The following is a 15,064-nucleotide window of genomic DNA, read 5'->3' on the forward strand; positions in this document are numbered from 1 at the left end:
ATAATATTTACGCTATCATATATAAATTAATATTATATCTAAAGATATCTATGATAGATATCTTAAATTCTAAAGGGGGGAAACTTATGAAGAAGTTACTAGTATTGTTAGTTGTTGTTTTAAGTATTTCCATGTTTGCTCAAGTAACTATTGAGTTTTGGCATGCTATGAGTGGTTGGAGAATTGAGCTTTTACAAAATATGGCTAAAGACTTCATGAAAACACACCCAAATATCAAGGTAAATGTTCAATACACAGGTTCATACCTTGATACATTCAACAAAACTGTTGCTGCAGTTAAAGCCGGAAAAGCTCCTCATATCGTTCAAATATACGATATTGGAACTCAAGCCATGATTGACGGTGGAATAGCTGTTCCTATGGAAGATCTAATTGAACAAGATCCATCAATCGATAAAGGTGCTTTCTTAGAACAAGTTACAAATTACTATACTGTAGATGGAAAATTATATTCAATGCCTTTTAATTCATCAACAGCTATTTTATTCTATAACAAAACAATGTTTAAAGAAGTTGGATTAGACCCTAACAAACCACCAAGAACTTATGACGAATTAATAGAATATGCAAGAAAATTACAAAAGAAAGATGCTAACGGTAAAGTTATCAGATACGGTTTAACCTGGCCAACACATTCATGGTTCTTTGAACAATTGATGGCTGTTCAAAATGCCCCATTAGTAAATAATGGAAATGGAAGAGCTGGAGTTAGACCTACAGAAGCTGTATTCAATAGTCAAGCTGGTAAAAATATCTTTAATTTATTCAAAAAAATGACAGATGAGGGATTATTAATCAATACAAAAAGAGAAGATTGGAATGGTTCAAGTCAATTATTCTTGGCTCAAAAAGCAGGTATGTTATTATATTCAACATCAGACGTAAAATTCTTTGATGAATCATCCAAAAAAAATGGTTTTGAAGTTGGAACAGCATTCTTACCAAAACCTGACGAATCAGTACAAGGTGGTTCTGTAATCGGTGGGGGTTCATTATGGATTCTTAAAGGACATTCAGATGAAGAAACTAAAGCTGCTTGGGAATTTGTAAAATGGATGACAGAGCCTGCACAACAAATAAAATGGCATTTAGAAACAGGTTATTTCCCAGTTAGAAAAGATGCTATTGAACAATTATTATTCAGCGGATTTTATTCAGAACATCCAAATTATTTAACAGCTATTATGGAATTATTATTATCAAAACAAACAGTTAATACAAACGGTGCAGTTATGGGCGTATTCCCTAAAACTAGAGAAATAATAGAAACAGAATATGAAAATGTAATTAATGGTAAAAAATCTGTAGATCAAGCTCTTAATGATGCTGCTAAAGTTGTTACAATAGAATTAAAACGATACAACAGACTTTATAAGTAGATTTCAATATACGGGGCGGTTTTCCGCCCTTTTTTTAAAGGAGGAATTCTATGTCGTGGAAAAGTAAACTTACTCCATATTTATTACTTATACCAACTTTTATTGTAATTATTTTATTTATTTATTGGCCTGCAGCATATTCCTTTAAATTAAGTTTTTTCCAAGAATCTTTTTTTGGAAATAAAAGTATTTTTGTGGGTTTAGATAATTACACACAACTTTTTCAAGATCCAACTTATTATAAAGCTTTATTAACCTCTTTTATTTATTCTTTTTCTACTGTTTTTTTAACTATGTTTATAGCTTTTTTGATTTCTCAATTGTTGGTTCAAAATGTTCCAGGAACGAGATTTTTTAGGTTATTTATTTTCGCTCCATATGCTATATCTCCTGCTATAGCAGGTATATTATGGTCATTTTTATTAACACCTACTGTGGGTTATTTAAATTATGTTTTTATGAAGCTTTTTGGGATTGATACCGATTGGCTTACAACAACTCCTTATGCTTTTATTGCTGTTATGTTGGCTACAATATGGAAAATGTTACCTTTTGATTTAATTTTTTATATAGCGGGACTACAATCGATTCCTGATTCTTTATTGGAATCTTCTATGATAGATGGTGCAAATCTCTGGCAAAGAATGTGGAAAATAAAATTCCCTTTGTTATCACCTATTAGTTTTTACTTATTTATTATGAACTTTACAACAACTATGTTTACTTCATTTGGTATTATTGATATCATGACAAAAGGTGGACCTTCTGGAACTACAACAACTCTAATTTATAAACTTTATTTGGATGCCTTTACATATAGTAATAATGGTTCTGCTGCAGCTCAATCAGTTATTATGTTTGCAATAATGGGAGTTATTACAATTATATACTTTAAAGGTGTCGAAAAATCCGTTCATTATCAGTGAGGTGATTTACAATGGCTTCGAGTATTTCCAAACGAAAAAAAACAAACTTAGTTCTTTCTGAAATAATATTAATTACCATATCATTAATAGTCATGGCTCCTGTTTTACTAGCATTTAGTATGAGCTTCATGACTTATACAGAAGTTTACACATTTCCACCAAAACTGTTTCCAAGCACATTTCATTGGCAAAATTATGCTGAAGCTTTAAGATTAGTAAATCTTAGTCGAATGTTATTAAATTCTGCTATAATAGCTTTTTTCATTACATTTGGGAAACTAATTACCGGAACATTAGCAGGATATGCTTTTGCAAACTTCCAATTTAAAGGAAAAAATTTATCTTTTATAATCTTATTTATTACTTTATTTTTACCTGCAGAAACTGTTATGATACTTCCTTTGTTTTTGATTATGAAAGAATTTAATTGGATTAACACTTATTATGCTTTAATTTTACCTTTTACAGCCAGTGCAACAAATGCTTTTTTAATGAGGCAACATTTTATGACTATTCCAAAAGAATTAAGTGATGCTGCTAAAATTGATGGAGCAACATCTATGCAATATTTCTGGAAAATTTTATTGCCTCTATCAAAATCCATGCTTGGCGGTGCTGCTTTAATTAACTTTGTTTATGCATGGAATTTATATTTATGGCCTTTAATTGTAACAATGGATGATAAAATGAAAACTGTTCAAATTGGTATTAAAATGTTAATTAGTTCTGATGCCGCTAATAATTGGGGAATAATTATGGCTGGAACCATTATTGCTCTTGTACCTACATTATTAATTTTCTTTGCTATACAAAATCTATTTGTCAAAAGTCTTGTTAGTTCTGGGCTTAAAGGATAAAAAAATGTTGCAAGAATATCTTGCAGCATTTTTTTTTTATATTTCATTTTCTAAAATAATATATCTATTCCAATTCTTGCAAATGGTTCATTCAATGGTATATAATCTCCTTCTATATTACTTTCAATTCTATACCCACCATTCATTGTAATACCAAAATTATCCGTTATCAAAAATTCAATTCCAATATTCGGGCTAATCCCAACACCTATATTTGTTGCATATTCAGTATCATAATTCATCAAAGATGACATATATAAATCCACACCAAATTGAGGCATTATTTTACCAAATTTTTTCATATATCCTAAATAAACTCCTGTAGAAAAGCTGGGGTCATCTAATCCAAAAGAGAAATCTAAGTAAGTTCCAAAACTAAAACCTTTGTAATTATCCCCCATAAAATCCATTCTAAATAAATAGTTGCCACTTAATAACATTCCTCCACTTAATGAAAAATGAGCCCTTATTGGAGATAAGTCCGGATTTTCTATTACTTTTAAATCTTTATTAATATCAAATTTTGGCTTTTCTAAAATTTCCAATATTGCTGAATTCTGAGATAAATCCTTTACTATAAGCTTCCCGTCTTTCTTTCTATAAATATCGTTATTTACAGTGTATATTTTAGCAAAAGAAAACATCATTCCTTTATAAATTCCCATATTTCTTCCTGCGTCAATTAAAACCATGTTATTTTCAACATTTACTATATTTGCTGAAATTAAAAATAATTTATTCATCCTATAAACTAAAGAAGATACGAGATAATTTATTGCTTCATCTTTTGCATTTTCTCTTGCTTCATCTTCACTAACAAATTTAGTTACATTATAAGAACCAACAGCATCTATTGTTTTTATTTCTAAAATCTGACTTGTTTGTACATCTATAAGTCTATATGCTCCTTCTATCTCATATTCATACCAAACATTTCCATCATCATCTTCTTTTCTTCTTGAATCTGCATCAATTACTTCCACATAAACAATATAATCCGCTGCAAGATGTTTAAACTCAAAGTCTTTTTTATTAGTTACTCCACTTAAAACTCTTTCTACCTCATTTAAAACATTTAAATCTCTTTCTACTAATCTATATTTTCCCATTTCCAATAATCTTTCTTTTAATCTATGTTCTAATTTATTCGAAAGTGTTGAATATCCTTTAGAATAAATAAGAAGTGTTTTTCTACTATCTTCTGCAAAAATCACTAACGAAATGAGTAATAAAAATACAATTAAAATTTTTTTCATAATTCCACCCCCATATTTCATTTTTTCATACACAAATTATTATAACATAAAATATAAAAATAATTAGAAAAAAGCTATTTTTCTGATACAAAATTTTCCATATAATTGTTTTTTTAATTAAAATTTATTTTTTGTAATATTCATTATTAGCTCTAACAGCAAATAATAATCAATTAACGTTAAATTAAAATTAATGGAATATATTCCTAATATTATTTATAGCAAAAATTTTGTATAATTATAACAAAATAAAAAAAAATAAATAAGAGAGGAGAGAATATTTTGAAAAAGAATTGGAGGGTCTTTTGGGACTCGGATAATCCTTTATTTGCAGAAAATTTAAAACTTGCAAGAAAACTTGCTAATGAAACAGGATTGTCCGAATTTTTGATAAAGTTGCTTATTGTTCGTAGATTAAAAACCAAAGAAGATATTATAGAATTTTTATATCCTGATGAATCTTCTATTATTGATCCATTCCTTTTAAAAGATATGGATAAAGCTGTTGATTTACTGCTTGATATTAAAAAAAACAACGAAAAAATCGTCGTATATGGTGATTATGATGCAGACGGAGTAACTGCTGCATCGGTTTTGTTTAAAGGGTTTAAAGCTTTAGGATGGAGCGTTGAGGCCTACATTCCAAATAGAATAGATGAAGGATATAGCTTAAATATTGAAGCTATTGATGAATTATATGATAAAGGCTTTAAGAATATTATTACTGTTGATTGCGGAACAACATCCTTAAATGAAATAAATCATGCTAAAGAAAAAGGCATGAAAATTATTATCACTGACCATCATGAACCACAAGAAATTCTACCTAATGCCGATGCAATAATAAATCCGAAAAGAAAAGATGATCTATATCCTTTCAAGGGGCTTTCTGGTGTAGGTGTTGCTTTCAAAGTACTTCTTGCCATTCACAAAACATTAAATAATAAGACCTTTGATCCATTTTCGTTAATAGATTTAGTTGCATTAGGAACAATAGCAGACATTGTCCCTTTAAGAGAAGAAAATAGATATTTTGTGAAAAAAGGTCTTGATAAATTAAGAAATAATCCTAATCCTGCATTAAAATATTTAATGAAAGAAATAGGGGTTATACCTGAAGATGTTAAATCATACATTGTTGCTTACAAGATAGCACCAAAAATTAATGCTGCTGGCAGAATGGCAGATGCTATGAAAGCTTTTGAATTATTAATGACCCAAGAAAATAAGAATTTACAAAAAAAAGTAAAACAATTATTGGATCTTAACTCGGAAAGGCAGAAACATGAAAGACGTATATATAAGTCCGCTTTAAGTTTAATGGATGTTAATCCAGACTACCATGACAAAAAAGTTATTGTTTTAAGCGGAAAAGATTGGCATCTGGGAGTATTAGGCATAGTAGCTTCCAAATTATCTAATAAATTTAATAAACCTGTATTACTGGTATCCACTACTTCTGAAGATAACACTGGAAAAGGCTCGGCAAGAAGTCCTCAAGGAATTAGTTTAATTGAATTAATGAAAAACATCTCTAAAGAACATGAAGATTTTTTTAAAGAATATGGTGGTCATGAGTTAGCTGCTGGTTTTACAATAGATTCTGAAAAAATTGAATATTTAAGAGACGAAATAAATAAAATTTATGAAAACATATATGGAGATAAAGAGCCTGAATCAGAAATTGAAATAGATATGGAAATAGAAAATTTATGGAGTACATTTTTTGATGATATAATGCTTTTGGAACCTTTTGGTTATCAAAATCCAGAACCAACATTTTTAATAAAAAATGTTACATTGGATAAAGTAAAAGTTTTCGGAGCTGAAGAAGAGAATCTAGCAGGTGTTGCTAAAAGTGAAAAGGGTATGATATTTGAGGTTGTCGGATATGGTGTTTTAAATAATAAAAAAGATAACATGATGAATAATTCAAAATGTAATTTAGTAGGGAATTTTAGAATAGAAAGAACTTTTTATAATAATCAAAAGATTTTAAAATTTTATATTAAAGATATAGAGTTTATTGGAGATTCTTTAACTGAAAAAGGAAATTTAGGAAATATTTTAGTTTCACTACACGCAAAAGACAATGTTCACCATTTAACTAACTATAAATACAAAATATTATTAGACATGATTGAACAAAATAGAAATGCTATTTTTGCACCTTTAAAAATTAAAAATACACTTCTTATAGAAAAAATTAAAAATACAATTTCAAGTGGAGAAAAGCTAATAATTATTGGAGCTTCTCACTTATTATTGGATTACACTTATAAAATAATAAATCAGTATATTTCATCAGATTATATTTATTACAACAAAAAAGCTAAAATTGAAAATACAATATTGAAAAGTAAAAAAGTTATCTTAATTACTGTTCCTGCTTACATACAAAATATACAAAGATTAAATGATTTCTCAAAAAAATTATTAATTGATGAACCAATTTATTCATTTTTACATCCAACTATATCTAATATTCCAGAATATATACATCTCAGGAAGATAATTAGAACGAAACAATATGAGGTAAGTATATTGGGAACTTTTTATGATGAAAGTATAAAAGAATTTCTTAAGTTAAGCGGATACCGTGTTGCAAATGTAAATGCTAATGTTCCCTCATTTGAAGTAGTAAAAGAAATAAATTCTAATAAACTTAAACTAATAAAAGATTATCTATATAATTCTAAAAATCTGAATATTATTGTTAATGATGTTAATCTTTATAAAAATTTAAAATCATATATATCCTCTACATACGAATATTCAGAAGATTATATTTTGTATTACTCACATATTCATACATTTTTTGAAAAAATAAATATAAGAGAATTAAATAAAAAAGGACCATCCAGAATATTAATCTCTGAGTTCGCTAATGATGGAATATCCTTAGAACAAAAAGACAGAAACTCAATAATTATGTTATATGACGTTCCAAAAACACGATTAGAATTATTAGATCTTGTTTCTTCATGGCCACATAATAAAAAGGACAATATTATATTTGTAATGGCTTATAATACCGATTTTGCAACAAAATTCATGTATGATTTTTCCAGAAATTATCCTTCACATGAAGTATTAAAAAAGATATACGAAATAATTGAAGAAACTGATTTAATAAACACAAATTTAATAGCTAAAGAGTTTTTCAATAATGATATTGACTTTGTTAAAAATGCTATAGACGAATTAATTAATTCTGGCATAGTAATTAACACTTCTACTGGTTTAAAAACTGTGGATGACTTTAGATTGGATCTGATACATAAAAATGTTAAGTCAAAAGAAAGCATATTAGATAAATGGATACTTAAAAACGCTATAAGATTTTTTTCAAATTTCAAATCAAGAAGTCTGATTTCATTATTAAACAATCAAATTGCGGAGGTTAAATAAAATGAAAAAAACAACTAAAGATTTAAATTTATACATTAAACTTGAACAAAAATATATGGTAAAAGTTCTAGATAAACTTAGAAAAAATAAAATTTTTTCTAAGTTTTTCCCACTTGGCGGATTTCCAATTATCGCTATATCAGAAGATGATGAATCCAAAACAAAAGAAATTTTAGAAAAAATGGATATAAAATATGAAATCCAAAAAGCTAATCCTGATATTATTGAGGAGATGTTAAAATTTTGAATTACATTGGTATTGATTATGGCCTAAGTAAAACCGGTATATCAATTAGTGATTCTGTTTTAAAAGTAGCTACTATTAAAGATACTGTAAAGACTGAAAATTTAATTAATTATTTGAAAAAATTATATAAAAATGGTGATATTTTTATTGTCGGCCTTCCAATTTCTATGTCTGGAAGATATTCCAAGCAAACATATGAAACAATAGATTTTTGTTTAAAATTAAAAAATCTTTTTAATACTGATATTTTATTAATAGATGAAAGATTAACCACTCAAAGAAGTTTTTCTATGACAAAAAATTTTTTAAACGCTAAAAAAGCTAAAAAAAATAAAGATCAAAACAGTGCTTTGCTTATCTTACAAAGATTTCTTGATAATCCTTATTCAAGTATTAAACTAGAAGAAAAAAAGCCATATAAATTAGAAAACATCGAATATAATTCTATCTTAATTAACGATATTATCATAAAAAATAGTAATATATATAATAAATCAGATATTCTAGCAAAAAATCCTTATGTTTTTTGGTGGTATTTTAAAAGAAATAAAAGGTCTACAACTTTATTTGATGATTTGAAAAACTCATATGATGTTTTAATAACAAAAGATAATAAATTAGATGAATCTAACATCACGTTTCAAAAAATTATAGTTGTAGGTGATTAAATGTCTAAATCATTTTGGTTTATACTTTCATATCTAATAATATCCTTAATTTTGTTAAAAGTATTCCCTACTATTGTAGGGAGTTTGGTTATTGCCTTATTCTTTACTATTTTAATAGATGTAATTGCGTCTTACCTTGAAAAAATAAAAATATCAAGAAAAATAACAGTTCCATTGGCTTCATTAATTTTTTATGGTGCAATAGTATATGCTTTTTACAATTTAATTCCTATAACCATAGAAGAAAGTACTAAAGCTTTTGATGTATTAAAAGGTATTAATTTTACTACTATTCCAGGAAAAACTGGAGATGTTGTTAATACATTATTAGATACTGCTGGAAAATATTTAAATAATATAATAATACAATTAGCTGGTTATCTAGCCTCTAATTTGTCTAATTATATTACTGTTGCTCTATTACTGATAGTCGCTTCTGGATATATGGCTATTGCAAGTAAAAGATTATGGAAATCAATTGATAAATTTTTTCCTAATTCAGAACTTAAATATACTAAAAAGTTTTTAATGAAAACTTATGATGATTTAAAAAAATTTGTTTCTGGGCAAATGATAACTGCTTTATTTGTAGGCATAATTACCTGGTTTTTAGCTTTAATTTTAGGATTTCCATATTCTATTTTCTTAGGAATTTTAGCTGGCATTACAGATTTTATACCATATTTAGGTGTGTTTATTACTGCATTTCCTTTAATTCTATTAGGTTTTACAAACTTTGGATTAATGGGTATAATAAAGGGTATAATTATATTAATCGTTGCTAATCAAATAGAAACATGGATTTTATCTCCAAGAATATCTGGTGGAAAGGTTAATTTAAATTGGTTTTTAATATTAGTTTCTATGTTTATATTTGCTCAAACATTTGGAGTAGTCGGAGTTCTAATAACCGTTCCTTTATTAATAGTATTCAGAAATTTGTGGGACATGTATATTATTAAATATCTCAAAAATACATAAAACAAAAAAAGCAGCCACTTGGCTGCTAAATGTTAAGCAGGGGGAATTTCAAAAAACGTTATTTTTGTTCATTATTTGCAATTAATTATATTTATTTGCTATTATTTTCTTTTTTCGAAATTATACAATATTTTTTTTATTTTGTCAAACTGAAGGGAGAATTTTATGAAAACAAGTGATTGGCTAAAAAAATATAATATTTATTTAAAGAAAAGTCTTGGTCAAAATTTTCTTGCAACAGAGGTATACGCAAAAAAAATCGTTCAAAAATCTGGAATTACCAGTGAAGATACTGTAATTGAAATAGGTCCTGGAGCAGGAACATTAACAGAATCATTGGCAAAAACAGGTGCAAAAATTTTTGCATTTGAAATAGATCAGAGACTCAAACCATTGTTAGAAGAAAGATTTCAAAATTATAATAATGTAAATATTCAATTTATTGATTTTTTAAAAGCAGATTTATCCAATTTTGAAAAACCTAAATATGTCGCAAACATCCCATATTACATTACATCGCCTATTTTGGAAAAAATTTTTTTAGAAACTCCGAACTTTCAATTAGCTACATTAATGGTTCAAAAAGAATATGGCGACAGAATGCTTGCAAAATCCGGAAAGAATTATAGTCCTTTAAGTATATTTGTACAATTTTTCTGTGATGTTGAAAAATTGATAACTGTTCCACCACACGCTTTTATCCCAAATCCAAAAATAGACTCTGTAGTTATCAAATTAACTCCAAAGGAAAATATTCCTGATATTGATAAAAATAAATTCTTCAAATTTATACACATATCTTTTTCGCAGCGAAGAAAAACAATAAAAAATAACTTGAAACAACTTTTTGGTGACAAAACTGAAGAAATATTAAAAAAATGCAATATCGATTCCAAAACTCGTCCAGAAAACATCAACATAGATCAATTTATAAATCTCTTTAACATTTCTAAATCTTATAATAAATAGAATATATATTCTTTAATTTTCTATTTATAATTTCTTTATTGATTTTATAATCATTTTTTGTTAAAATATACTTAGTCCTAAAAATATCAATCACGCCCTCATAGTTCAACGGATAGAACGGCGGATTCCTAATCCGCAAATGGAGGTTCGATTCCTCCTGGGGGCACCAGCAACAATCCGGGAACCTCCCGGATTTTTTGTTATATAAATCTTGTTTATGAGGTGAACAAAATGTGGTATCCTGGTCATATTAAAAAAGCAAAAGGAAAAATTAAAACCTATTTAAAAACGGTACAGGGAATATTAGAATTAGTAGATGCTCGTGCACCATATGCCAGTAGAGCATATGAATACGATAATTTATTTATGAATAAAGAAAGAATAATAGTTTTTAATAAAGTTGATATTGCAGATGAAAGTAAATTATCCTTCTGGAAAAACTATTATAAAACTAAGGGATATAAAGTTTTAAAAACATCCTTAAAAAAAGTAAGTGTTAGAAGCTTTTTAACTAAAGTTGTTTATAAATCTTTTCCTAAAAAATTTAGCGAATTAAGAGTTATGGTTGCTGGAATACCCAATGTTGGAAAATCAACGTTAATAAATAGTATTAAAGGAAAGAAAGCTTTAAGAGTAGGAAATACACCTGGAGTTACTAGAGGTCTTCAATGGATAAGTGTAAATGATCAATTTATGTTATTAGATACACCTGGTATCCTATATAGCGAAATATATAATAAAAAAATATTATATAAATTAATATTAATTGGTTCTTTAAAACCTGAAGAAGATGAAAAAGAATTTGCAATTGAATATGGTTTTAACTTTTTTAAAGAAATGTATCCTAATATAATTAAAAATGCTTTAAAAAGTGATTATATGCCTGAAGAATATCCTGAATTTCTTAATCTGTTTGCAAAAAAAAGAAATTTTATCACTTCGGGAAATAACTATGATATAGAGAGAGCAATAAATACATTTTTAAAGGAACTATCTGATGGAAAATATGGTAAAGTTGTATACGATTATCCAGAAGATTATGATATCTTAAAGTGAGGAGAAAATATTTTAAACGGAATTAATTTTTTTAATATTGGTATTTTAAAAGATTTAGTAAAAAGTAAAAATACAAAAACATTACTTGCCATGATTGAGGCAATAGATGATGATATTATACAATTGAAAATTGATTCTAATAAAAAAATTATAATTGAAAATCCTAAAAAATCATTACCAAAAAATTTAAAAAGTGGGGATTATATAAATATTATTACTGAAAAAGAAAATAATAATTCTCCTTTAACTCAAGCAAAAGCATTAATAGAAATCATTAATTACTCAGAAAATAAAAATCTTATCAAATTTAATTTACTTAATGAAAACACTGATATGATATTAAATGGAAACATCAAAACGCCACAAATAAAAAATTTTTTAACCTGGTTGGGAAAGTTTATTAAAAATATTAAATTAGAAAATTTATCTTCAAATTATTTTGATAAATCAATAAATAAAAAAAGCATAAATAATTTCATAAAAACTTTTATAAAAGAAATTGCAAAAAGTATAATCGAAAACAAAAATTTAAAAATACCAGCACCTAAGGATAGCGCTCAAATTATAGAGAATTTAATAGAAAAAACCTATATAGACAATAAGAAAAATAAAAATTTAGAAAATATTTTAAAGAATGAAAATCAAAAAAATATTCAGCATAATGATAATAAAAATTTAGAAAATTCTGTCTCTACAAGAAAAAATATTTCAAATATTAATAATAAAAATCATGTAGAAAAAAATTCAATATCAAAACAGAAAAAAAATATAGAAAATTTAAATACTGAAAAAGAAAAGTATTTAAAAAAAGATTCCTATATTAATAAAAAAAATTTTAATATTGAACATATTAGAGAAAAAACAAGTTTACATAAAATAATTAACACATATAAAACTTTTTCTCAATTTGAAGTATTTCAAGAACCAAACTTTATATTTTTTCAATTATTTGGAATTCCTATTTTTTTAAACGTCGATAATGAAATAAGATATGAAGGAAATAAAAAAGAAAAAATAAATAGAATATCCTTTTCTTTTATCTCTAATAATTTTGGCCTGATTAATACTATTATCTATAAAAAAGAAAAAACTGTATCATTAAACTTTTTTGTTGAAAACAATTTAGATTTTTTTAAGAATAATATATCCGAATTAATCAATAGTATACAAGAAGATGGAATGAAAATAGAAGGATTACAAATAAACTCTATAGAAAATAATTTTGAGTTAAATAAGAAGGGATTATATGGATAAAAAAGTTGTCGCAATAAAATACAAAGAACTTCGTAATGATGTTCCATCTGTAATTGCAAAGGGAGTAGGAAAAATAGCTGATAAAATTATTGAAATTGCTAAAGAAAATAACATTCCTATATTAAAAAATACGAAAGTTATAAATGAACTTTATTCTCTGGATATACCTTCAGATATTCCTGAAGATATGTATTTTATTGTTGCTAAAATAATTGCTTATACATTGAAACTAAATGAAAAAAAGGAGGAAAAATAATGGGTTTAAAATATGCTATAGTGTATCTTGATTTAAAACCTGAATATGCCAAGTTATATAATTTGCCAATAAAAATGCCCGTTTTAGTGGAAGATATGAAAAAAATCACTGATAAAAACAAATTGCCATTAGACATCATTTTAAGAGGATTAGAAGCTCAATATAAAATTTCAAAAGACGACTATTATAAAAGTTATTTAGTATATTTTTATTATGAAGCATTTAAAAAGGCTTTAAATAATAATGATTTTGAAAATGCAAATTTATATTTAAATAAAGCAAAAAAACTTGGTGGTGAGGATTATAGATTTAATTTTTATAGAGCATTATTACTAAAAAAAAGCGATCAAGATGAATTAGCAGAATTGGAATTAAAAGAGGCTATTGTAAAAAATCCTAATTTTTATTTAGGTCACTTTGAACTTGGTAATTTGATGTTTGAACGCAAAATATATGAAGAAGCATTAGAAGCATTTAAAAATGCTATTGAACTAAACCCAGAATTTGTAATTCCTCATTTAAAAATTGCAGATATCTATATTGAAAATGGCCTATTTTCAGAAGCTATTGATGAATTAAATGAAATATTAAAAAAGGATCCTAATTTTGCCGCTGCCTATGTGAGGTTAGGCATTATTTTTAATCAACTTCAAAGATTTGAAGATGCTTTACAAATCCAAGAAAAAGGTTTAGCTAAAGATCCTGAAAATTATGAATTGCTTTATAATATAGCCTATACATACGCTAAATTGGGAAGACACAGAGAAGCCACCAAACGTCTTGAAAAAGCTGCAAAAATTCATGAAGAAGATTATATCCTTCATGAATTAGCTATTTCATATAGAAATATAGGTGAATATCTAAAGGCTTTTGAAACTGCTAAAAAAGCACTTGAAATATCATCAGAAGAAAATAAAGAATTAATATTGTTATTATTAGTAAAACTTGCTGCTATTATAGGAGATATAGAAGAAACCAAAAAATACTATACTTTATTGAAAAATACAGAATTTGAAATCTCTGCAAAAACTTTTTATATGTTCTCATTATTATCAAATGACAACATAGAATTAGCAAAAAAAATATCTTTAGAACTATACAATTATGGAATATACGGAAATATACATTTAATAATCGATAATATTGATAGCTATATTGATTACCTTGAAACTCATACTGATAAAAACTATACTGAAGCCTTAATAGAATCATTTAATGACTTTGGAGATATAGATAAGTTAGGATTATATAGAAATTTAAAGAAAAATAACATAGACATAATAAATATTATAAAAGATGATGTAAATGAAGTGGTTGATGGGATTGAACTATTATTAAATGCTTATCTATTAAGCGGTATTGATTATGGATTATCTGAAAGGGTTTCTACTTTATTAGCAAATTTCATATGGAAAGATGGTAAAGGTATTTTAATTTCAAGATTCTTATTAAGATATTATCAAGACAGAGTATTTGGAAATTTTAGTTCTTTAGATGTATTTGTAAATGATATTATTGAAGAAATGAAAGATTTGCACTTTGAACTTGCTAGAGTAATTTCTGATTATGAAATCAATTTAATAGATTTTGATGAATTACTTGAATATAATTTAACTAATTTAGAAGATATTATAAAAATTATTCTATCATACATGCATATTCAACCAACATTAAATGAACTAAATTCATCACATTTTGAAGATAGTCGAATTAAAAAAATTTTATTATGGGCAAAATATCTTGATGACCTTATAAAAGTATTAAAATAACATATTGGGGAGGA

13 protein-coding genes and 1 tRNA gene are annotated in these 15,064 nt (G+C 26.1%); 13 read left to right on the forward strand and 1 reads right to left on the reverse strand.

Annotated features, from left to right (window positions below; genetic code table 11):
• Positions 1 to 86 precede the first annotated feature (86 nt).
• Genes ACZ5CK_RS09705 through ACZ5CK_RS09715 form a run of 3 tightly spaced genes read left to right on the forward strand, consistent with a single transcriptional unit; the run spans position 87 to position 3,183 of the window.
• On the forward strand, positions 87 to 1,400 hold the full coding sequence (locus ACZ5CK_RS09705; RefSeq protein WP_464581609.1) for an ABC transporter substrate-binding protein: 1,314 nt from the start codon (positions 87 to 89) through the stop codon (positions 1,398 to 1,400).
• A gap of 50 nt (positions 1,401 to 1,450) precedes the next feature.
• On the forward strand, positions 1,451 to 2,326 hold the full coding sequence (locus ACZ5CK_RS09710) for a carbohydrate ABC transporter permease (RefSeq protein WP_464581610.1): 876 nt from the start codon (positions 1,451 to 1,453) through the stop codon (positions 2,324 to 2,326).
• Positions 2,327 to 2,337: 11 nt separating this feature from the next.
• On the forward strand, positions 2,338 to 3,183 hold the full coding sequence (locus ACZ5CK_RS09715) for a carbohydrate ABC transporter permease (RefSeq protein ID WP_464581611.1): 846 nt from the start codon (positions 2,338 to 2,340) through the stop codon (positions 3,181 to 3,183).
• 50 nt (positions 3,184 to 3,233) lie between these two features.
• On the opposite strand, the gene ACZ5CK_RS09720 is transcribed toward ACZ5CK_RS09715, so the two are convergent.
• Positions 3,234 to 4,439 (reverse strand): transporter family protein, encoded by a 1,206-nt coding sequence (locus tag ACZ5CK_RS09720; protein WP_464581612.1) that lies wholly within the window; start codon positions 4,437 to 4,439, stop codon positions 3,234 to 3,236.
• Positions 4,440 to 4,721: 282 nt separating this feature from the next.
• Here ACZ5CK_RS09720 and recJ point away from each other — a divergent pair, with 282 nt between their 5' ends.
• The 10 genes from recJ (at position 4,722) to ACZ5CK_RS09770 (ending at position 15,050) form a co-directional block, all read left to right on the forward strand.
• Positions 4,722 to 7,850 carry a single-stranded-DNA-specific exonuclease RecJ gene (gene recJ, locus ACZ5CK_RS09725; RefSeq protein WP_464581613.1) on the forward strand — a complete coding sequence of 1,043 codons (3,129 nt, stop codon included), beginning with the start codon at positions 4,722 to 4,724 and terminating at the stop codon, positions 7,848 to 7,850.
• Position 7,851: 1 nt separating this feature from the next.
• A complete protein-coding gene (locus tag ACZ5CK_RS09730) occupies positions 7,852 to 8,097 on the forward strand; it encodes a hypothetical protein (RefSeq protein ID WP_464581614.1) in 246 nt (81 codons plus the stop codon).
• Positions 8,094 to 8,765 carry a Holliday junction resolvase RuvX gene (gene ruvX / locus ACZ5CK_RS09735; protein WP_464581615.1) on the forward strand — a complete coding sequence of 224 codons (672 nt, stop codon included), beginning with the start codon at positions 8,094 to 8,096 and terminating at the stop codon, positions 8,763 to 8,765. Before ACZ5CK_RS09730 ends, ruvX begins: the two co-directional genes overlap by 4 nt.
• Positions 8,766 to 9,746 (forward strand): AI-2E family transporter, encoded by a 981-nt coding sequence (locus ACZ5CK_RS09740; protein ID WP_464581616.1) that lies wholly within the window; start codon positions 8,766 to 8,768, stop codon positions 9,744 to 9,746.
• 165 nt (positions 9,747 to 9,911) lie between these two features.
• Positions 9,912 to 10,715 (forward strand): 16S rRNA (adenine(1518)-N(6)/adenine(1519)-N(6))-dimethyltransferase RsmA, encoded by an 804-nt coding sequence (gene rsmA, locus ACZ5CK_RS09745; protein ID WP_464581617.1) that lies wholly within the window; start codon positions 9,912 to 9,914, stop codon positions 10,713 to 10,715.
• A gap of 94 nt (positions 10,716 to 10,809) precedes the next feature.
• Positions 10,810 to 10,884, forward strand: a tRNA-Arg gene (locus ACZ5CK_RS09750).
• Between the two features lie 62 nt (positions 10,885 to 10,946).
• A complete protein-coding gene (gene ylqF, locus ACZ5CK_RS09755; RefSeq protein ID WP_464581618.1) occupies positions 10,947 to 11,771 on the forward strand; it encodes a ribosome biogenesis GTPase YlqF in 825 nt (274 codons plus the stop codon).
• A gap of 90 nt (positions 11,772 to 11,861) precedes the next feature.
• A complete protein-coding gene (locus tag ACZ5CK_RS09760; protein WP_464581619.1) occupies positions 11,862 to 13,025 on the forward strand; it encodes a hypothetical protein in 1,164 nt (387 codons plus the stop codon).
• On the forward strand, positions 13,018 to 13,281 hold the full coding sequence (locus ACZ5CK_RS09765) for an EscU/YscU/HrcU family type III secretion system export apparatus switch protein (RefSeq protein WP_464581620.1): 264 nt from the start codon (positions 13,018 to 13,020) through the stop codon (positions 13,279 to 13,281). Before ACZ5CK_RS09760 ends, ACZ5CK_RS09765 begins: the two co-directional genes overlap by 8 nt.
• Complete coding sequence (locus ACZ5CK_RS09770; protein ID WP_464581621.1) at positions 13,281 to 15,050, forward strand: tetratricopeptide repeat protein; 1,770 nt, start codon at positions 13,281 to 13,283, stop codon at positions 15,048 to 15,050. The genes ACZ5CK_RS09765 and ACZ5CK_RS09770 overlap by 1 nt, the downstream gene beginning before the upstream one ends.
• Positions 15,051 to 15,064: the final 14 nt, after the last annotated feature.

The organism is Marinitoga okinawensis (genome assembly GCF_055387075.1).